21 protein-coding genes are annotated in these 17,942 nt (G+C 72.1%); 10 read left to right on the forward strand and 11 right to left on the reverse strand.

Translation table 11 applies throughout. The annotated features are described in order from the left end of the window. The 3 genes from AB8A24_RS31795 to AB8A24_RS31805 form a co-directional block, all read left to right on the forward strand. Positions 1-952 (forward strand): ABC transporter permease (locus AB8A24_RS31795; protein WP_369478245.1); only part of this gene is annotated, 952 nt, incomplete at its 5' end. Next, entirely contained in the window at positions 949-1,347 is a 399-nt protein-coding gene (locus AB8A24_RS31800) for a cytidine deaminase (RefSeq protein WP_030712516.1), read from the forward strand. The genes AB8A24_RS31795 and AB8A24_RS31800, both read left to right, overlap by 4 nt. A 102-nt stretch (positions 1,348-1,449) precedes the next feature. Then, positions 1,450-2,727, forward strand: a complete 1,278-nt coding sequence (locus AB8A24_RS31805) for a thymidine phosphorylase (RefSeq protein WP_109784041.1) — start codon at positions 1,450-1,452, stop codon at positions 2,725-2,727. Positions 2,728-2,816: 89 nt separating this feature from the next. On the opposite strand, the gene AB8A24_RS31810 is transcribed toward AB8A24_RS31805, so the two are convergent. Next, positions 2,817-3,371: a ferredoxin gene (locus AB8A24_RS31810; RefSeq protein WP_369478246.1), complete on the reverse strand. Its 555-nt coding sequence runs from the start codon at positions 3,369-3,371 to the stop codon at positions 2,817-2,819. A 56-nt stretch (positions 3,372-3,427) separates the two neighbouring features. Between AB8A24_RS31810 and AB8A24_RS31815 the strand changes: the two genes are divergently transcribed. Next, a complete protein-coding gene (locus AB8A24_RS31815; protein ID WP_266380910.1) occupies positions 3,428-3,766 on the forward strand; it encodes an STAS domain-containing protein in 339 nt (112 codons plus the stop codon). Here AB8A24_RS31815 and AB8A24_RS31820 read toward each other — a convergent pair. Continuing rightward, a complete protein-coding gene (locus AB8A24_RS31820) occupies positions 3,662-4,663 on the reverse strand; it encodes a sigma-70 family RNA polymerase sigma factor (protein ID WP_369478247.1) in 1,002 nt (333 codons plus the stop codon). The two genes, AB8A24_RS31815 and AB8A24_RS31820, sit on opposite strands and share 105 nt — an antisense overlap. Before the next feature lie 305 nt (positions 4,664-4,968). On the opposite strand from AB8A24_RS31820, the gene AB8A24_RS31825 reads away from it, so the two are divergent. Further along, positions 4,969-6,204, forward strand: coding sequence for an MFS transporter (locus tag AB8A24_RS31825; RefSeq protein WP_369478248.1), 1,236 nt, complete (start codon positions 4,969-4,971; stop codon positions 6,202-6,204). Here the strand turns inward: AB8A24_RS31825 and AB8A24_RS31830 are convergent. Continuing rightward, the gene (locus AB8A24_RS31830) at positions 6,201-6,938 is read right to left on the reverse strand and encodes a L,D-transpeptidase family protein (RefSeq protein ID WP_328961966.1); all 738 of its coding nucleotides are present in this window, start codon (positions 6,936-6,938) and stop codon (positions 6,201-6,203) included. The two genes, AB8A24_RS31825 and AB8A24_RS31830, sit on opposite strands and share 4 nt — an antisense overlap. Before the next feature lie 89 nt (positions 6,939-7,027). Continuing rightward, positions 7,028-8,311: an MFS transporter gene (locus AB8A24_RS31835; protein ID WP_369478249.1), complete on the reverse strand. Its 1,284-nt coding sequence runs from the start codon at positions 8,309-8,311 to the stop codon at positions 7,028-7,030. 62 nt (positions 8,312-8,373) lie between these two features. Here AB8A24_RS31835 and AB8A24_RS31840 point away from each other — a divergent pair, with 62 nt between their 5' ends. Both AB8A24_RS31840 and AB8A24_RS31845 read left to right on the forward strand, forming a co-directional pair. Further along, positions 8,374-9,351: a LysR family transcriptional regulator gene (locus AB8A24_RS31840; protein WP_328965878.1), complete on the forward strand. Its 978-nt coding sequence runs from the start codon at positions 8,374-8,376 to the stop codon at positions 9,349-9,351. Positions 9,352-9,436: 85 nt separating this feature from the next. Continuing rightward, entirely contained in the window at positions 9,437-10,489 is a 1,053-nt protein-coding gene (locus tag AB8A24_RS31845; RefSeq protein WP_369478250.1) for a hypothetical protein, read from the forward strand. On the opposite strand, the gene AB8A24_RS31850 is transcribed toward AB8A24_RS31845, so the two are convergent. The 3 genes from AB8A24_RS31850 to AB8A24_RS31860 form a co-directional block, all read right to left on the reverse strand. Continuing rightward, the gene (locus tag AB8A24_RS31850) at positions 10,486-11,523 is read right to left on the reverse strand and encodes a helix-turn-helix transcriptional regulator (protein WP_328961963.1); all 1,038 of its coding nucleotides are present in this window, start codon (positions 11,521-11,523) and stop codon (positions 10,486-10,488) included. The genes AB8A24_RS31845 and AB8A24_RS31850 overlap by 4 nt on opposite strands. 322 nt (positions 11,524-11,845) lie before the next feature. Continuing rightward, entirely contained in the window at positions 11,846-12,217 is a 372-nt protein-coding gene (locus AB8A24_RS31855) for a cupin domain-containing protein (RefSeq protein WP_266380892.1), read from the reverse strand. A gap of 135 nt (positions 12,218-12,352) precedes the next feature. Further along, positions 12,353-13,087 (reverse strand): alpha/beta hydrolase, encoded by a 735-nt coding sequence (locus tag AB8A24_RS31860; protein WP_328961962.1) that lies wholly within the window; start codon positions 13,085-13,087, stop codon positions 12,353-12,355. A gap of 113 nt (positions 13,088-13,200) precedes the next feature. Here AB8A24_RS31860 and AB8A24_RS31865 point away from each other — a divergent pair, with 113 nt between their 5' ends. From AB8A24_RS31865 to AB8A24_RS31875, 3 genes are all read left to right on the forward strand, one after another. Further along, positions 13,201-14,349: an adenosine deaminase gene (locus AB8A24_RS31865; protein WP_328961961.1), complete on the forward strand. Its 1,149-nt coding sequence runs from the start codon at positions 13,201-13,203 to the stop codon at positions 14,347-14,349. Between the two features lie 139 nt (positions 14,350-14,488). After that, positions 14,489-14,746 carry a hypothetical protein gene (locus tag AB8A24_RS31870; protein WP_266380884.1) on the forward strand — a complete coding sequence of 86 codons (258 nt, stop codon included), beginning with the start codon at positions 14,489-14,491 and terminating at the stop codon, positions 14,744-14,746. A 133-nt stretch (positions 14,747-14,879) separates the two neighbouring features. Continuing rightward, on the forward strand, positions 14,880-15,650 hold the full coding sequence (locus AB8A24_RS31875) for a hypothetical protein (protein ID WP_369478251.1): 771 nt from the start codon (positions 14,880-14,882) through the stop codon (positions 15,648-15,650). A gap of 33 nt (positions 15,651-15,683) precedes the next feature. On the opposite strand, the gene AB8A24_RS31880 is transcribed toward AB8A24_RS31875, so the two are convergent. From AB8A24_RS31880 to AB8A24_RS31895, 4 genes are all read right to left on the reverse strand, one after another. Then, positions 15,684-15,884, reverse strand: coding sequence for a PspC domain-containing protein (locus AB8A24_RS31880; protein WP_030012491.1), 201 nt, complete (start codon positions 15,882-15,884; stop codon positions 15,684-15,686). Between the two features lie 37 nt (positions 15,885-15,921). Further along, positions 15,922-16,494 carry a VanZ family protein gene (locus AB8A24_RS31885; RefSeq protein ID WP_369478252.1) on the reverse strand — a complete coding sequence of 191 codons (573 nt, stop codon included), beginning with the start codon at positions 16,492-16,494 and terminating at the stop codon, positions 15,922-15,924. Between the two features lie 97 nt (positions 16,495-16,591). Beyond that, positions 16,592-17,251 (reverse strand): PH domain-containing protein, encoded by a 660-nt coding sequence (locus tag AB8A24_RS31890; protein WP_369478253.1) that lies wholly within the window; start codon positions 17,249-17,251, stop codon positions 16,592-16,594. 36 nt (positions 17,252-17,287) lie between these two features. Next, the gene (locus AB8A24_RS31895) at positions 17,288-17,902 is read right to left on the reverse strand and encodes a class F sortase (protein WP_369478254.1); all 615 of its coding nucleotides are present in this window, start codon (positions 17,900-17,902) and stop codon (positions 17,288-17,290) included. Between the last annotated feature and the right edge of the window lie 40 nt (positions 17,903-17,942).

A 17,942-nucleotide genomic window follows, 5' to 3' on the forward strand; every position in this document is an offset into this window, starting at 1 on the left:
AGGCCGCGCTGCGCGCCCGCTCCCAGGGCCCGGCGGCGCCGCCGGCGGCCTCCTGCACGCGATCATCACGGTGACCTTCAACGTCAACCACATCGTCTCCGGTGTGGCCATCAACATCCTGGCGCTGGGCTTCACCCAGTACCTGTCGAACTTCACCTTCGCCGAGGCCCCGGGCGGCTCCTCCAAGCAGTCCCCGCAGGTCGAGCCGATCTACAAGGTCACCGTTCCAGGGCTCTCCGACTGGATGGCCGACCTCCAGGGCAAGCACTGGTTCTTCGTCTCGGACCTCGCCGGCGTCATCGGCGGTCTGGTCACCGAGATCTCGCTGCTGACCATCGTGGCCCTGCTGCTGATCCCCGCCACCTGGTGGGTGCTGTGGCGCACCTCCTTCGGCCTGCGCCTGCGTTCCTGCGGTGAGAACCCGATCGCCGCCGAGTCGCTCGGCGTCAACGTCTACAAGTACAAGTACATCGCCGTGATCGTCTCGGGCGCCCTCGCGGGCCTCGGCGGCGTGTACCTGTCCGAGGTCGCCAGCCCCATCTACCAGGAGGGCCAGACCGGCGGCCGCGGCTACATCGGTCTCGCCGCGATGATCTTCGGTAACTGGATGCCGGGCGGCATGGCGATGGGCGCGGGCCTGTTCGGCTTCATCGACAGCCTCAAGCTGCGCGGTGGCGCCGAGAACGTCCACGCGATGCTGCTGCTGATCGCGATCCTGCTGGTGCTCGTCTGCGTCTGGCAGCTCTACAAGAAGAAGTACATCCAGGCCGGCGTCGCGGCGGTCTTCGCCGCGCTGCTGTTCCTCTGGTACGCGACGACCGACTCGGTGCCGAGCCAGTTCGTGGACGCCGCTCCGTACCTGACCACGCTGCTCGTGCTCGCCCTGTCGGCGCAGCGCCTGCGGATGCCCAAGGCGGACGGCATGCCGTACCGCAAGGGTCAGGGCAAGTGACCTCGGACCGGACGGTGGACTGGGAAGCCCTGCGGACGTCCGCCCGGGAAGCGATGACCCGGGCGTACGCCCCGTACTCGGGCTTCCCGGTCGGGGTCGCCGCCCTGGTGGACGACGGCCGCGTCGTGACCGGCTGCAACGTGGAGAACGCCAGCTACGGGCTGGGCCTGTGCGCCGAGTGCGGACTGGTCTCCTCCCTCCACGCCACCGGCGGAGGCCGCCTCACGCACTTCACGTGCGTGGACGGCAAGGGCGAGATCCTCGTCCCGTGCGGGCGCTGCCGCCAGCTGCTGTACGAATTCGGCGGCGACGAGCTGCTGGTGGAGACCCCGGACGGGGTCCTCCCGCTGGCGGCGATGCTGCCGCAGGCCTTCGGGCCCGACCACCTGAGATAGCCGTGCCGACGGCCCTCCGCCCCTGCGGGGCCGGAGGCCCCTCGTCTTCCGTTCCTGAACCCCTTATCTCCCCCTCTCTATGCGCGTAGAAGGAAGCACCTCATGGACGTCATCTCCGTCATCCGGACCAAGCGGGACCGCGGTGAGCTGAGCCCCGAGCAGATCGACTGGGTCATCGACGCGTACACCCGCGGTGTCGTGGCCGACGAGCAGATGTCGGCGCTGGCGATGGCCATCCTGCTCAACGGCATGAACCGGACCGAGATCGCCCGTTGGACCGCGGCGATGATCGCCTCCGGCGAGCGCATGAACTTCGACTCCCTCTCCCGCCCGACCGCCGACAAGCACTCCACCGGCGGCGTCGGTGACAAGATCACCCTCCCGCTCGCCCCGCTCGTCGCCGCGTGCGGCGCGGCCGTGCCCCAGCTGTCCGGCCGCGGCCTCGGCCACACCGGTGGCACCCTCGACAAGCTGGAGTCCATCCCCGGCTGGCGCGCGCTGCTCTCCAACGAGGAGATGCTGCACGTCCTGGACACCACCGGCGCGGTCATCTGCGCGGCGGGCGACGGCCTGGCCCCGGCGGACAAGAAGCTCTACGCGCTGCGCGACGTCACCGGCACGGTCGAGGCCATCCCGCTGATCGCCTCCTCGATCATGTCGAAGAAGATCGCCGAGGGCACCGGCTCGCTCGTCCTGGACGTCAAGGTCGGCTCCGGCGCCTTCATGAAGAACATCGAGGACGCCCGCGAGCTGGCGCGCACCATGGTGGGCCTCGGCACCGACTCGGGCGTCAAGACCGTCGCGCTCCTGACGGACATGTCCACCCCGCTGGGCCTGACCGCCGGAAACGCGCTGGAGGTCCGCGAGTCGGTGGAGGTGCTCGCCGGTGGCGGCCCCGCCGACGTGGTCGAGCTGACCATCGCGCTGGCCAAGGAGATGCTGGACGCGGCGGGCATCAAGGACGCCGACCCGGCCAAGGCGCTGGCCGACGGCTCCGCGATGGACCACTGGCGCCGGATGATCGCGGCCCAGGGCGGCGACCCGGACGCGACCCTCCCGGTCGCCCGCGAGCAGCACGTGGTCACCGCCCCCGAGTCGGGCGTCCTGACCCGCCTGGACGCGTACGGGGTCGGCGTCGCCGCCTGGCGCCTGGGCGCCGGCCGCGCGCGCAAGGAGGACCCGGTGCAGGCGGGCGCGGGCGTCGAGCTCCACGCGAAGCCGGGCGACACGGTGACGGCGGGCCAGCCGCTGATGACCCTGCACACGGACACCCCGGAGAAGTTCGACTACGCCCTCGCCTCCCTGGCGGGCACGTACGACATCGCCCCGGCGGGCACGGCCTTCTCCGCCACGCCGATCGTCCTGGACCGCATCGCCTGACCTGCGGCTTTCCCTTCGGGTGAACGGGACCGGTGGACCCCCGCCGGTCCCGTTCGGCATGTGACCTTCGGCTTCCGCCGCCCCTGACCTCAGAGCCGCGGCAGGGCCTCGTCCGGTCGCGGTTCGCGGCGCTGCTCCAGCCAGAACAGGTAGCCGCGCAGGTACGCCTCCAGGCCGTCGTCGATGTACGTGACGAAGTCGCGCAGGCCCCGGGCGGCGTCCTGGTGGTGCACCCGGTATTCGGGATCCCCGGCGTCCCGTTCTGCGGCGGCGTCCACGGCCCACTCACGGACCTGCCCGCGGTCCCGCCACCAGTCGCGGACCGCCTCGACGGTCCAGTGGTCGTCGCCGTCCCAGCCGTAGCCGGAGTACAGCTCGACCTGGGCGGCGCTCAGCAGGGCTTCGGCCTCGAAGGCGTCGACCGGCTGCCGGTAGACGAACTCGTGGTCGCCGTCGTAGGCGATGTGCCGCGGAGCCTCCCACCGGCCCAGCTCCATGCAGTCGGTGTTCGCCCCGTAGAACGGGCCGGGGACGTTGCGCCGGTTCCGCTCGGCCCAGACTCCCGAGAACACCGGGAAGCGGCTGGTCGCGGGCGTGACGAGCCGACGGACGTAGGGCACCGGATCCCAGTAGGCAGGCTTCATCGCGCCATTGTGCGTCGCCGCCGATGACTTCCCGGGGGTGGGGGAGTCACCCTCTCGTGGAGATCCATCGACTCGTGCTGCCCGGTCCCGGACCGGCCGCCCCGCAGGACGCCGCGCTGCTGTGCGCCCGGCTGGCCCGGCTCTACGACGGCGGGGCGCGGGCGGTGGTCTGCGACGCCGCCGCGGTGACCGCGCCCGGGCTCGCCGACGTCCAGGTGCTGGCCCGGCTGCGGCTGGCCGCCCGGGGGCGGCCGCTGCGGGTGACCGGGGCCGCGCCCGCGCTGCGGGCCCTACTGGACCTCGTAGGCCTCGTCGAGCTCCTCGGGGAGGCCGAACAGCGGGAACCACCGCGCGGTGTCCAGGAAGGCGTTGAGCCCGACGATCCGGCCGTCTGAGATCTCCAGCACCTGGAGCGCCCACGGGGTGTGGCCCGGTCGACCGTCCTCGCGCGGCCGGTACTGGCCGAAGGCGGGCAGGCCGTTCGCCGTCGTCGGGATCAGCCGGGAGCCCTTGCAGCCGATGCCCTGGTTCAGGTGCCAGGCCGCGATGTCCTCCTGGCCCCGGAGCCACAGGTCGAACGGCGGCATCGAGAGCACCGCGTCCTCGTGGAGGAGGGTGGTGAGCCGCGAGATGTCGTAGGCCTCGAAGGCGGAGAGGTACTGCTCCAGCAGCTTCGCCTGGTCCGCGTCGAGCGGATCCGCGGGGTCGCTGTCGCGCAGCGACTGCCCGGCGAGGGTGGCCCGCGCCCGCTGGAGGGCGCTGTTCACCGAGGCCGTCGTGGTCTCCAGGAGTTGGGCCACCTCGTCGGCCTTCCAGGCCAGCACCTCGCGCAGGATGAGCACCGCCCGCTGCTTCGCCGGCAGGTGCTGGAGCGCCGCGACGAAGGCCAGCCGGACGGACTCCTTCGCCAGCGCCATCTCCGCCGGGTCGGCGGTCTGCGGCAGCACCCGGCCGTCCGGGACCGGCTCCAGCCAGGTCACCTCGGGGCGCTCGTTGAGCACGGCGGAGGCCTGGTGCTGCGGGGCGGTCAGGTCCATCGGACGGGCCCGCTTTTTCCCCGCGTTCAGCAGGTCCAGGCAGACGTTGGTGGCGATCCGGTACAGCCACGATCGCAGCGAGGAGCGGCCCTCGAACTTCTCGTAGCTGCGCCAGGCGCGGACGTACGTGTCCTGCACCGCGTCCTCGGCGTCGAAGGACGAGCCGAGCATCCGGTAGCAGTAGCCGGTGAGCTCGACCCGGTACCGGTCCATGGCCGTGTCGAGGTCCATTTCGGTGGTGGCGAGATCGCTCATGTCCGTCCGTCCCCCTGGTCGTTCCGCTACTTCGGAACCTACCGGAGGGGTCTGACAACGGCAGCCGGAAGCGGGGGACGCGCCCATCGGAGCCCACATATGTCGTCATCAAGTTTCTTGACGTCAAGATTGATTTCGGGCAGGCTTCCGTCATGTATCTCGACATCGAGATACATGGGCGGTGGGCGCGGTCGATACGGGGGACTGGGATGCGGCGCGGCGGGGAGATCCGGAAGGCACGGCGGGGGGACGGCGGTCTACTGGCGCAACTGCGCCGGCCACCCGGCGGCCGTGACGCGCGGATCATGCTGCTCACCCAGGCGCTGGACCGGGCGGGCACCGGCGTGTGGGCCGCGTCCTCCGTCCTCTACTTCACCTTCGTCGTCGGCCTCGACGCCGGGCAGCTGGGCCTGCTTCTGGGCGCGGCCGGGGTGGCGGGCATCGCCGGATCTCCGCTGGCCGGCCATCTCGCCGACCGCTTCCAGGTCCGCACCCTGCTGATCGGCTGCCACCTGATCCGCCTCGTGGCCCTCAGCGTGCTGCTGGTGGTCACCGACTTCGGCCTGCTGCTGCTCCTGTTCGCCGTCACCCACCTGGGAGACCGGGCGGCCAAGACGCTGGAGATGCTCTTCGCCACCCGGGTCGCGGGCGAGCGGCGCTCCACCTACCAGGCGCTTTCGCGCAGTTCGGCCAACGCCGGCTACGCCCTCGGCGCGGGCCTCGCCGCCATCGGTCTCGCCGTCGGCACCCGCGGCGCCTACCAGGTGCTGATCCTGGCGAACGCGCTGTCCTTCCTCGTGGCCGCGGCCCTGGTGTGGCGCACCCGGGAGCCGCGCGGCGCCGGGCTCGTGGTCGCACCGCCCGGGGCGCAGGAAGACGCCCCGGCGGCCGGGGCCGGCCCCTGGCGGGACCGCGGCTACCTGCGGTTCGTCCTGCTGGACATCCCGATGAACCTGGACGACTCGATCCTCGGCGTCGGGGTGCCGCTGTGGCTGGTCGGCCACACCGCGGCCCCGCACGCACTGATCCCGGCCTTCCTGGTCATCAACACCGTGCTCGTCGTCGTCCTGCAGCTACGGGTGTCGGCACGGGTCGACGGCCCCCGCCAGGCGGCGGGGGCCGTCGCCTGGTACGGCCTGACGACGCTCGCCTGCTGCGTCTTCCTGGCCGTCGCCCCCGCGGGCGGGGCCTGGGCCGCCTCGCTGACCCTGCTCGCCGCGGCCGTGCTGGCCACCGCGGCGGAGCTGATGCGCTCGGTGAGCTCCTGGGAGCTCGCGGTCTCCCTCGCGCCGCAGCGGGCGCGCGCCTCCTACCTCGGGGTGGCCGGCATGGCCCAGTCCGTCCAGAAGTCCGCGGGCCCGCTGCTGCTCACCGGCGCGGTGATGGCGGCCGGCCCGGTCGGCTGGCTCGCCCTCGGGGCCGGGGTGGCGGGCCTGTCCCTCGTCCAACGCCGCTCCGCCCTGCGCCGGTTGGACCGAGGGGACGCCGCACCCGCGGCCGCCGCACCCGCGCCCGCCGAATCCGCCGCGCCCGGCTCCTAGGTCCCGGGCTTGCGCCCGTACACGTAGACGTCCTCGCCCTGCCCCAGCAGGTTCCAGTACGCCTTGGCGTCGGCCGAGCGCATGTTCACGCAGCCGCCCGAACCGGGCGGGTTCCACATGCTCTTGGTGGTCGAGTGGAAGGCGATGCCGCCGTCGAAGAACTGCGCGTACGGCATCGAGACGTTGTACAGCGTCGACCAGTGGTCGATGTTGCGGTAGTAGATCTTCTTCAGGCCGGTCCGGGTCTCCGTGCCGTCCTTGCCGGTACGGACCGGGACGGGCCCGTACTTCAAGGTGGCGCCGTCCTGGATCCAGCTGAGCTGCCGCGTCAGGTCGACGCAGGCGATCCGTCCCCGGTCCACCGGGCAGGCGCCCGCCTTGTTCGGGGTGGTCCCGGCCGCCCGCTGGGCCAGCATCGTGCTCATCGTCTGCCAGGTCAGCGGCCCGGCGTAGCCCTGCGTCGGGGTGATCCCGTGGCTCGCCTGGAAGGAGCGGATCGCCGTGCAGTCGGCCGCCGACTGCTTCCCGTCCACCGGCCGCCCGAGGAACTGCTCGACCTGCCGCTGGTACGGCCCGGTGGTGAGGTTGCAGGAGGCGGCGGCCTGCGCCGCCCCGCCTCCCGTGACCACCACCGGCAGCGCCAGCGCGACCGCCCCGACCAGCACCGCCGCCCGTCGCCCCACGCGCCCGCGTGACGCTCGTGCCCCCGTGTCCGTCCCCGTTCCCGTCCCCATCCGGTCCTCCCCTGCTCGCAGCGCATCGTCCTCCGTGTTGAATGCCCGGAAAACAAGCAGGGGTTGCCGCGTCGGGTGCGTAGATTTCGTCAGCGCGCGCCCACGGCCGACGCCGGCATCCGCCGCTCGGCACGCGCCGCGTGCGACCCGTACAGAGTGATCGACACGACGCCGAGCACCGCCAGCAGCGCGATGCCGACCGTGGCCGCCCAACCGGCCCCGTGGTAGGCGAGGGCGCCCAGGGTGCCGCCCGCGCTGGAGCCGAGGTAGTACGCCGACTGGTAGAGCGCGGAGGCCTGCGCCCGGCCGGTCTTCGCCGTCCGGCTCACCGCGGCCGAGGCCACCGCGTGCCCCGCGAAGAAGCCCGCCGTGATGAGCACCAGCCCGAGCACGATCGCCGCCAGCGAGTCGGACAGCGACAGCAGCAGCCCGAGCGCCGTGGTCGTCACGGCCAGGTACAGCGCGCCGCGCCGCCCGGTACGGGCCACCAGCTTGCCCGCGGCGGCCGAGGAGACCGTACCGACCAGGTAGATCAGGAAGATCGACCCGACCACGCCCTGCCCGAGCGAGAACGGCTCGTCCACCAGGCGGTAGCCGATCACGGTGTAGACCGCGCCGAAGACCGTCATGAACAGGGCGCCGATCCCGTACAGGCGCAGCAGCAGCGGATCGCGCAGGTGACCGGCGACGGTACGGCCCACCGCGCGCGGGTTCAGCGACGCCGGGCGGAAGAACAGCGCCCGGGGCAACAGCACCAGGAAGGCCACGGCGCACGCCACCGCCATCAGGGCGACGGCCAGCAGGCCCGCCCGCCAGCCCCACAGTTGCGCGGCCCAGCCGGTGACGAGTCGACCGCTCATGCCGCCGATGGAGTTCCCCGCCACGAACAAACCGATCGCGGCCACCAGTGCCTTCGGCTCGACCTCCTCCGCCAGGTACGCCATCGCGGAGGCCGGGATCCCGGCGATCGCCGCGCCCTGGACGGCGCGCAGCACCACCAGCCACTCCACGTTCGGCGCGAACGGCACCAGCAGGGCGACGGCGACGGCGATCACCATCGAGTACGTCATCATCCGGGTGCGGCCGAACCGCTCGGACAGCGCGCTCAGCGGGAGGACGAACAGCGCGAGCGCGCCGGTGGCCGCGGACACCGTCCAGCTGGCCTGGCCCGCCGTCACCCCGAAGCCGGTGGAGATCGCGGGCAACAGCGCCTGGGTGGAGTAGAGGAGGGCGAACGTCGCGAGTCCGGCGGCGAAGAGCGCGAGGCTCATCCGGCGGTAACCGGGGCGGCCGGGGGAGAGGGGCTTCGGTGCGGGGGACGACGAGGTGGAGGCACCCGGGATGACGGGTGCCCCGGTATGAACGGGAGGCATGCTTCGACGGTAGGCCTGTCATTTTCATGCGTCCAATGCACAGAATCGCGATAATCGATCCACTGATGCATCAACCCAGCTCAGAAGCGTGGATGTCGATGAACCGTTACGTAGAAGACATGGCAGTGACAACTCTGCTGGCGCCGAGGCTGGCGTATTTCGTCGCCGTGGCCCGCCACGAGCACGTCACCCGCGCCGCCCACGAGCTGGGCGTCCCGCAGTCCACCCTGTCCCGCGCCATGGTCCGGCTCGAACAGGACCTCGGCGTCACGCTGTTCGCCCGCAAGGGCCGTACGGTCGCCCTCACCACGGCCGGCCGCACCTTCCTGGCCTCGGCCGAGCAGGCCCTGACGGAGATCGACCGCGCCGCCGAATCCGTGCAGCAGGACGCCGATCCGGCGGCCGGCAAGGTGGCCTTCGGCTTCCTGCACACCCTGGGGTCCGAGACCGTACCCGGCCTGATCCGCGCCTTCCGCGCCGACCATCCGCGCATCCGCTTCTCCCTCGTCCAGAACTACGGCGAGGCCATGCTGGAGAAGCTCCGGGCCGGCGAACTCGACCTGTGCCTGACCTCCCCCGTGCCGGACGCCCCCGACCTGGTCGCGCGCCGCCTCGACGAACAGCGGCTACGGCTGGTGGTCCCGGACGACCACCGGCTCGCGAGCCGCAAGCGCATCCGGCTCGCCGAGGCCGCCGAGGAAACCTTCGTCACCCTGGAGCCCGGCTACGGCATGCGCCGCATCACCGACGACCTGTGCGCGGAGGCCGGGTTCACCCCGAAGGTCGCCTTCGAGGGCGAGGAGGCCGAGACCCTGCGCGGCCTGGTCGCCGCCGGCCTGGGCGTGGCCCTCCTGCCGCCCCCGGCCGTGCCCCGCCCCGGCGTGGTCGAGCTGACGGTCACCGCCCCGCGCGCCGTCCGCGAGATCGGCCTGGCCTGGCTCGACGGCCACCCCGACACCCCACCGGTGGCGGAGTTCAAGCGCTTCCTCCTCTCCCGCCGCGGCCGCCTGATCCCCGAACTGGACCCGTCCGTCGGGTGATCGGGACCCCGCGCCGAAAAGCGGTGGACCGGCCCCGGCACGGCGAGGACAATTCCGGAGTCGTCGGGGCCGAGGAGGAGCTTGTTTGGACGTGTTCACGTGTGCCGGGTGCGGTACGGAGCTGACGGTGCCGGTCTCCCGGGTCGCCCTTCCCGTCCACACCTACTTCGGAGCCTGGGAACAACTGCACCCGCCGCTGATGGAGCCGACGACGTACGCCGTCGACCCCGAACCCTGGGGGCCGCCCTGGCGGTTGTGGGACGAGGTGGAGGAGGCGGAGGCGGCCGCCCAGGGCGTGTACGCGCCGGAGTACTCGGTGTCCTTCGGGGCCCGCGGCAGGATCGTCATGGCACCGGGCGACGCCCGGGGCATGGCCCTGATCCTCGACAAGTGCGAGGGCTACTGCATGGGCGTGGACGGCCGCGACGGCCCCAATCTGGCATGTACGGGGTGCGGACGCCCGGTGGCGACCCGGATGGACGACTGCGGCCTCTGGCAGGCGGTGTGGCTGGAGCCCGACGCGGTGGAGCGCCGCCCCGGCGACCTCCCCGCCGCGCCGCCGCCCGACTGGGACGACCTGCTGTGTGAGTCGTACGCCGTACCCCCCTTCGAGCTCGACGGATCGTGGAGCCGACGCTGGGCGGCGGCGGTCGGGGTGGCCCTCGCCCACCTGGTGGCGGCCTGCGACGGCGGACCCGTGACGCTGCCCGGCGGGCTCACCGAGGAGGTGTTCGGCCCCTCCGTCGCCCGCTTCCCGTCCCCCGGGCTCCCGGCCAGGTCCGCGGCCTTCGCCGGGCCGGGGACCGGCCTGTCCCGGCCCGCCGCCGACATCCTGCTCGTCCCGCGGCATCCGCTGACCGGTGAGCCGTGGCGACCGGCGACCGGCACCGCCGCGGTCGTACCGCTGGACAGCGGGGTCTGGGCGTACCTCGCCCTCCCCCGCGCCGGGGAGACCTCACCGGTGCCGGCGACCGGCCGCCTGCCGGAGGGCGTCCTGCGCGACGACTATCCGGAGCCGCCGAACCCGTGGCCGCTGTGGCCCGACGGACAGGCCTTCGTCCGCACCCTGGCCCGGCTGCCCGCCGCCCGCAGCCCCCGGCTGCGCGGCTACTTCGACCGGCCCGGACAGCAGATCTAGGTCGTCTCTTCCGGCCGGTCGGGCGGGGTGGGGGCCGCCACCGAGAGCAAGTAGCCCGCCTGGAAACGGGACTTGGCGCCCACCGCGCGCATGATCTCGGCGATGTGGCGCTGGCAGGTCCGCTCCGACATGCCCAGGCGGCGGGCGATCACCTTGTCCTCCAGTCCCTCCGACAGCAGCCGGACGATCGTCTGCCGCAGTTCGTCCGAGATCGACCGGGCCGCCTCCGGGCCCACCGAGGTCGGGAACGGCTCCGCGCCCACCCAGGAGCGCTCGAAGGTCGTCGTCATGAAGTGCACGACGCTCGGCTCCCGCACCACCAGCGCCGCCCCGCTGCGGTCCGGCACCGCCATCAGGCCCGTGTGTTCATCGAAGATCAGCATCCGCATCAGCCCGTCGCCCAGGGTCCGTACCTGGGCGCCCAGGGCCGTCACCCGCTCGACGTACGCCGCCGTGGGCCGTGAGTAGCGTGCCGTGTGCTGGTAGATCGTGCGCATCCGGACCCCGCGCGTCAGCAGGGACTCGTCCCGCCCGATCGACTCCTCCAGCGTCTCCAGCGGGCGACCCCCGCCCGGCTGGGAGGTCAGCAGCTCCCGCTCGCACGTCGCGACCAGCTCCGCGATCAGCCCCCGCACCGCCCCGAGGTCGGTGACCAGCTCCAGCCGGCCCGACCCGCTGATGTCCCGGTGCGCGGTCCCCGCCTCGTACGCGGGCACCAGCGCCTCCAGCCGCCCGCGCAGCCGGTCCATCTCGTCGTGGGTCTCCCGCACGAGCAGCGCCAGCGGGGCGAGGGCCCGGGCCGCCGCGGCCCGGGGGGCCACCGCGCTCCATCGGTCCGGGTCGTCGCCCGGGGCCCGCTGGAGCAGGTGCGCGGCGGCCAGCTCGGTGATCGCGGCGGCCGCGCGGACGCCCAGCGCCCCGGTGGCCTCGCACAGGTCGAAGGCGTGCCGCTCGACGGCGTACGCGTACAGGCGCCGGGCCGCGGGGCTCAGCTCCCCGTCAGCTCCGGCCGGCCCGGATTCCTCGGGAGGCATATGGGTATGCGTCCCGGGTTGTGCCTGTTTGTAAACCCCTCGTATTTCCGCAAGGCGGCAAAGCGACGCCTGGACGGCCGCCCTCGACATCCGCCGAGGCGGCACAGTGGCAGCACGGCACGAGGGGGAAGCGCGGTGTGCTGCAGCGGACGCCCAGGCGAGAACGGGGGCCAGTGTCCAGCTCGGCCCGCGGCCGGCCGTGGTGGTCGCGCCAGAGCCGTTCGGTGCCATCCGACCGTGAGGGGGCGGAGCGGCGGGTACGGACGGACTGGCGCGACCCCGAAGAGCCCGTGCGGGCCTCTCGGCCGTCGGTCATCGGCCGTCAGTCGCCGGCCGGCTTCGCGTAGTCGCTGTAGCCGGTCCAGTCCAGCGCGACGCACGGCTCGTCGCCCAGGACCCAGGCGTCGTGCCCGGGGGCGATCTGGATGAAGTCGCCCGGGCCGAGGTCGCCGCTCTCCCCGTCGTCCATGACGATCTTCATCCGGCCGCTCACGATGTACCCGGTGTGGGCCGAGCGGCAGCTGTCCGTGCCGGCCAGCGGCTTGATGTGCAGCGACCAGCGCCAGCCCGGCTCGAAGACCGCACGCCCCACCGCCCCGCCCTCGGTGTTGAACAGGTCCAGCCTGCCCGTGCCGGCCTCGAAGGGCCGCGTCTCGTCGGGCTTGTCGAAGTTCCTGTGGACCAATCCGCCCATGGCCGGTCGCCTCCGGGAGTCTGGCAGCACACCCCGAGTCCAGTTCCCACGGTACGCGCGCCGGGCCGCGCCCGTGGATCACCCCCGCGGGGAACACCCCGCGCGGATCACCCCGCGCGGATCACCCCGTCCGGATCACCTCCTCAGCGACTTCCCGAAGCCCGAGGCCAGCGGCATCCGCAGGCCCAGGGGCGGCGGCGCGGCCAGGGCGTCCGTCACCGGCCGCGAGTACCGCCCCGAGAAGACCGCGCCCAGGATGAAGTCCACGGCCAGTGCCACCACTTCCGGCTGGTGCTCGCGCAGTCCGTGCCCGTCCGAATGGACCTCGAAGCGGCACGTCGACCGGTTCGCCTTCTTCGCGCGCGTCGCCAGCCGGAAGGAGGCCTCCGGGTCGCTGCGCGCGTCGTTGGTGCCGTGGACGATCAACACCTGCCGTCCTGAAAGCTGTTTCACCGGTTCAGGGGAGTCGGCCCGGCCCGCCTCCGTTAAACAAGGGGCGATCACCACGACCGAGTTGACGGCCTCGTGGCCCGCCGCCCGCAGCGCGGCCAGTCCTCCCGCGTCGTAGCCGGCCAGGCACACCGGCACGTCCCCGTACCGCCGCACCGCCTCGTCCGCGGCCCACCCCGCCTGCTCCTCCCGGGCGGAGTCCCCGCCGTGGAGGACCATGTGCGTGACGAGCCCCTCCGCCCCGCCCGCGCGGGCCAGCGCCCGTGCGAGCGGACGCATGGGACCCGGGGAGAATCGGGAGGCCCCGGGGAGCAGGAGCACCACCCCGTTGACCGTGCTTTCCGTCGAACCCGAGCCGGTTCTCGCGCCGGCCGCCCGCCCCAGACGGACTCCGCGCGCCGGCGGCGCATGCTGTGCCATGGCGGAACAGTCTCAGACCTTCAGGTGTACGCCATCCGTCCGCGCGGTCTCTGTTACATATCGACGCCCGCCGGGGACATTCCGCTCTACGCGCGTAGGAGTAGAGTGCGCAGATGACGAGCGAGACCCCCAACCTGCCGACCCCGGATCAGATCCGTCGTTCCCCGAAGGTGCTGCTGCACGATCACCTCGACGGTGGACTGCGCCCCGGGACCATCATCGAGCTGGCCCGCGAGGTCGGCTACGAGAACCTCCCCGAGACCGACGCCGACAAGCTCGGCATCTGGTTCCGTGAGGCCGCCGACTCCGGTTCCCTGCCGCGCTACCTGGAGACCTTCGCGCACACCTGCGCGGTCATGCAGACGAAGGCCGCCCTCTTCCGGGTCGCCGCCGAGTGCGCCGAGGACCTGGCCGAGGACGGCGTCGTGTACGCCGAGATCCGCTACGCGCCCGAGCAGCACCTGGAAGCCGGCCTCTCCCTCGAAGAGGTCGTCGAAGCCGTGAACGACGGCTTCCGCGAGGGCGAGCGTCGCGCGAAGGCCAACGGCCACCGCATCCGCGTCGGCGCCCTGCTGACCGCGATGCGCCACGCCGCCCGCGCGCTGGAGATCGCCGAGCTGGCGAACCGCTACCGCGACAACGGCGTGGTCGGCTTCGACATCGCCGGCGCCGAGGCCGGGTTCCCTCCCACCCGTCACCTCGACGCCTTCGAGTACCTCAAGCGCGAGAACAACCACTTCACCATCCACGCGGGTGAGGCCTTCGGCCTGCCGTCGATCTGGCAGGCCCTGCAGTGGTGCGGCGCCGACCGCCTCGGTCACGGCGTGAAGATCATCGACGACATCGAGGTCGCCGAGGACGGTTCCGTGACCCTGGGCCGCCTGGCCTCGTACGTCCGGGACAAGCGCATCCCCCTGGAGATGTGCCCGACCTCGAACCTTCAGACCGCCGCGGCCGCCTCGTACGCCGAGCACCCGATCGGTCTGCTGCGCAAGCTGCACTTCAGGCTCACGGTCAACACGGACAACCGCCTGATGAGCGGCACCAGCATGAGCCGCGAGTTCGAGCACCTGGTCGACACCTTCGGCTACACCCTCGACGACATGCAGTGGTTCACCGTCAATGCGATGAAGTCCGCGTTCATTCCTTTCGATGAACGACTGGCCATGATCAATGAAGTGATCAAGCCCGGTTACGCGGAGCTGAAGTCGGAGTGGCTGTTCCAGCAGACCGTCTCCACCAGCGGTTCTGTATCGGCCTAGGCCACGACATGACAGAACGGAAGCGCCCGGGAGGGATAATTCCCGGGCGCTTTCTCGTATTTAAGGATGTTTGCGGGCGAGGGTTTGAAGTGACTAGTTTGCGGAGCCGCTCAATTCCCCGTCGCAAGGACAACTTTTCATGAAGAAGTCAGCTGCCAAGACCCTCGGTACCGTCGTTCTCGGTGCCGCCTTCGCCGCGGTCGCCGCCGGTACCGCCTCCGCCGCCGTCCCGGCGATCGGCCTCACCGACGCGCTGGGCTCCGCCACCGGCATGCTCCAGGGTGCGACCAGCCAGCAGAAGGTGGGCGGCGAGGCTCAGCAGTCGAGCGACCCCACCTCTCAGATCACCGGGGTGCTGAACCCGCTCACCAACAGCCTGAACGGCCTCGGTAGCTGAGTCTGCCGCCACTGCGACGCGTACACGTGTGCGGCGGACGCATGCCCTTTCGACCAGGTATGTATCCCGCCGCGCCGTGTGCCACGATCGCCACCAACTGCCCGCCGACGTCTTGGGTATGAGGTTCTCGGTCATGCGCATGAAGGCACGAGCGACGATGGTCGCGCTGGTCCCCGCCCTGCTGTTCGCCGCGGTGGGGTGCAGCAGTACGAACACCCCCGCGACGGGCAAGGCCCCCGATCCCAAGGGCTCCGCCGGCAGCGCCTCCGCAGCGCCCGGTGCCCCGGCGCCGTCCGCCGCGGCAGCCGGATCGGCGGCGCCGAAGACCGGTGGCAGCAGGCTTGAGCGGTCCGCGCTGGCACAGGGTGACCTGCCCGGCTACCAGGTCTCCGCCCAGGGCAAGAACCCCAATGCCCCGGACGGCCAGCCGCAGGCCGACAAGAAGGCCTGCCAGCCGCTGGCCGACATCATGGGCGACAAGCCGGACCCGTCCGCCCGCGAGACCCTCAGCCGCGGCATCGGCTCCCAGAAGCAGCTCGGGCTGGCCGTCTCCGCCTCCGTCAGCTCCTACTCCGAGAGCGACGCGAAGGCGCTGATCTCCCGGCTCAAGTCCGCCGTCGCCGCCTGCGGTACGGGCTTCGCCGCCAAGGTCGAGAAGCAGACCGGCGCCTATCGCGAGATCCGCCCCGCCGCCTACCGCACCGGCGGCGACGAGAGCGTCAGCTGGACCATGACCGCGGCCGCCGAGGGGGTCTCGGCGCAGGTCCATCTGGTCGTCGTACGCGAGGGCGACACCGTCGTGCGACTGACGGCCCTCAACGTGGCGGGGGCGGCCCAGCAGAAGGCGCAGGTGCCGCAGGACGTGGCCGACAAGCAGCTGGAGAAGATCCAGAAGGCCCGGTAGGCCGGCCGGCCCGAGGACGCGCCGGCCGCCGGACTACCAGGCGGCCGAAGCGGACTTCTCGTTCGGCAGCAGCACCCACAGCGCTATGTAGATCAGGAACTGCGGGCCCGGCAGCAGGCACGAGACGACGAAAATGGCGCGCATCGCGTTCGTCGAAATTCCGAAACGCCGCGCCAGTCCGGCGCAGACTCCGCCGATCCAGCGGCCGTCACGGGGGCGGACCAGGGCGCTCATGAGATTCTCCTTCGTCGTTATCGCTTTCTGCGATGGCTCAATACTCCCGCTGGACCGCCGACAGAACGTCGGTCCAGCGGCCGAGCCCGACCCTGGAAATCTTCGGGGTATCCCCCTGATAAACGGTGTGTGAGCGCCTCAGCCGGGCCCGCAGCGCCGGTACGACGGCCACGTGCGCGAGCACCACACCGACGGTGTTCAGCAGCACCGAGTCCACGTCCACGACCTGCCCCGGCACCGCGGTCTGCAGCATCTCGATGCACACCGAGACCAGCGCGCCCGCGGCCGCGGTCCGGGCCAGCGAGGACCACGCCGACAGGGCCGACGGTGCGAGCCGTCCGCTGATCAACGGCACCAGCACCCCGAGCGGGGCCAGCAGCGCGAGCCCCTCACCGATCTGCCGGGCGGCCTCCAGGGGACCGAGGGCCAGGTCCGCCGCGATCCCCTCCAGCGGGCTCAGATTGGCCGCCGCGGTCCAGGGCACGTCCAGCGGCCGCAGAGTCAGCCAGCCGACGACCACGAAATGGGCGGCGAGCAGGACCCCGGCCAGGAGTCGCAGACGGAGGTGGATCGCGGTGGCGGCGTTTTCGCCGGCCTCATGACGCTGCACACCTGCGAGGACGCGTCACCCGGTAGCCCTGGTTCCGGCCAGGAGGGGGGTGTGGCGGGGAGCACCCGAGAAGGTGTGGATCCGGTGTCCTGGCCGGTCAGCGCGTGGCGATGAGGACGATCAGGAGCAGCGCACCGATCAGGGCGGGCGCGATGATCTCGTACGACCAGCGCACGCGCACACTGCCCTGCGCGCCCGGCCGCGCGGCGTTCAGTTCGGCCAGTCCCTGCAGCTCGTCGACGATCCGGTCGGCGTTGGCCCGCATCGGTTCGGTGGCGGCGGCCGAGGCGGAGGCACGGCCCCGCGCGGTGGGGTCGCCCGAGCTGCCCGGGTCACGACGGTCGATCGCGTTGCGGCGCATCTGCTGCCGGTTGACCTTCTTGCGTTCCCGCAGCGAGACCGGCACGGACCAGAGCTGGTACTTCGAACCCTCGGCCAGTACCTCGGCCGAGTAGCCGGCGCGCACCGCGTCCACGGTCGCCCAGGGCAGCTCGATGATCCGGAACGGGTTCCGCACGCGCATCCGGTCCTCATTGGCGAAGACGGCCGGGCGGAGGGTGAACGCGACGATCAGCGGTACGACGCACAGCGCCACCGCCAGGCCGATCCACGGGGTGCTGCCGGAGCCGCGGAGCACGGCGTCGCCGCACAGCCAGACGGTCAGCGCGAGCAGCAGTACCCCCGAGACGAAGCCCATGGAGGATCGGTAGACCCGTTCTGCGTACACCGGCTCGTCGGTCGGCTGCTGGCTGCTCATGGGGTCGATTCTGCCCCACTGCGCCGCCCGGGTGTATCAGCCCACGAGATCGGCGTACAGGATGATGTTGTCGGGGCGGTGGCCGTCGGTGATCGCGCCGCCGCAGGTGATGACGCGCAGCTCGGGGCGGGTGGTGTCGCCGTACACCTTGGCCGTCGGGAAGTGCTTCTTGTCGACCTGCTCCAGCTCGCGGACGCGGAAGGCGGCGGTGGTGCCGTCGGCCCGGGAGACGGTGATCTCGTCGCCGGTGCGGACGCGTGAGACGTCCTTGAGCACGGCTGGGCCGCGGGCGGTGTCGAAGTGGCCGATCAGCACGGCGGGACCGGTCTGGCCGGGCGTGACGCCCTTGGTGTACCAGCCGATCCGGTCGGCGTCGGCCACCGAGGGCACCTCGACGGTGCCGTCGGCGGCCAACCCGAGGCCCAGTACCGGGGAGGTGTCCACCCCGGCCGAGGGGATCCGGACGCGTACGGGCTCGGAGGCGGGCATCGCGGCCGCGGTCGGGGTGTCGGCCGGGGCGGCGGAGGCTGGGCCGATGTGCGGGGTCGGGGCCGACGCCGGGCTCGCGGCGGGGGCGCCGCCACAGCCGGTCAGGGCGGTGAGGGCGAGCGGGACGAGCAGCGCGGTGGCGCGGAGGGCGGCTCGGGACATGCGGGGGCTCCTGAACGGGACCGGCGGGCCACCCGAGGGT

This window comes from Streptomyces sp. BF23-19, from assembly GCF_041106355.1.
Taxonomy (GTDB): domain Bacteria; phylum Actinomycetota; class Actinomycetes; order Streptomycetales; family Streptomycetaceae; genus Streptomyces; species Streptomyces virginiae_A.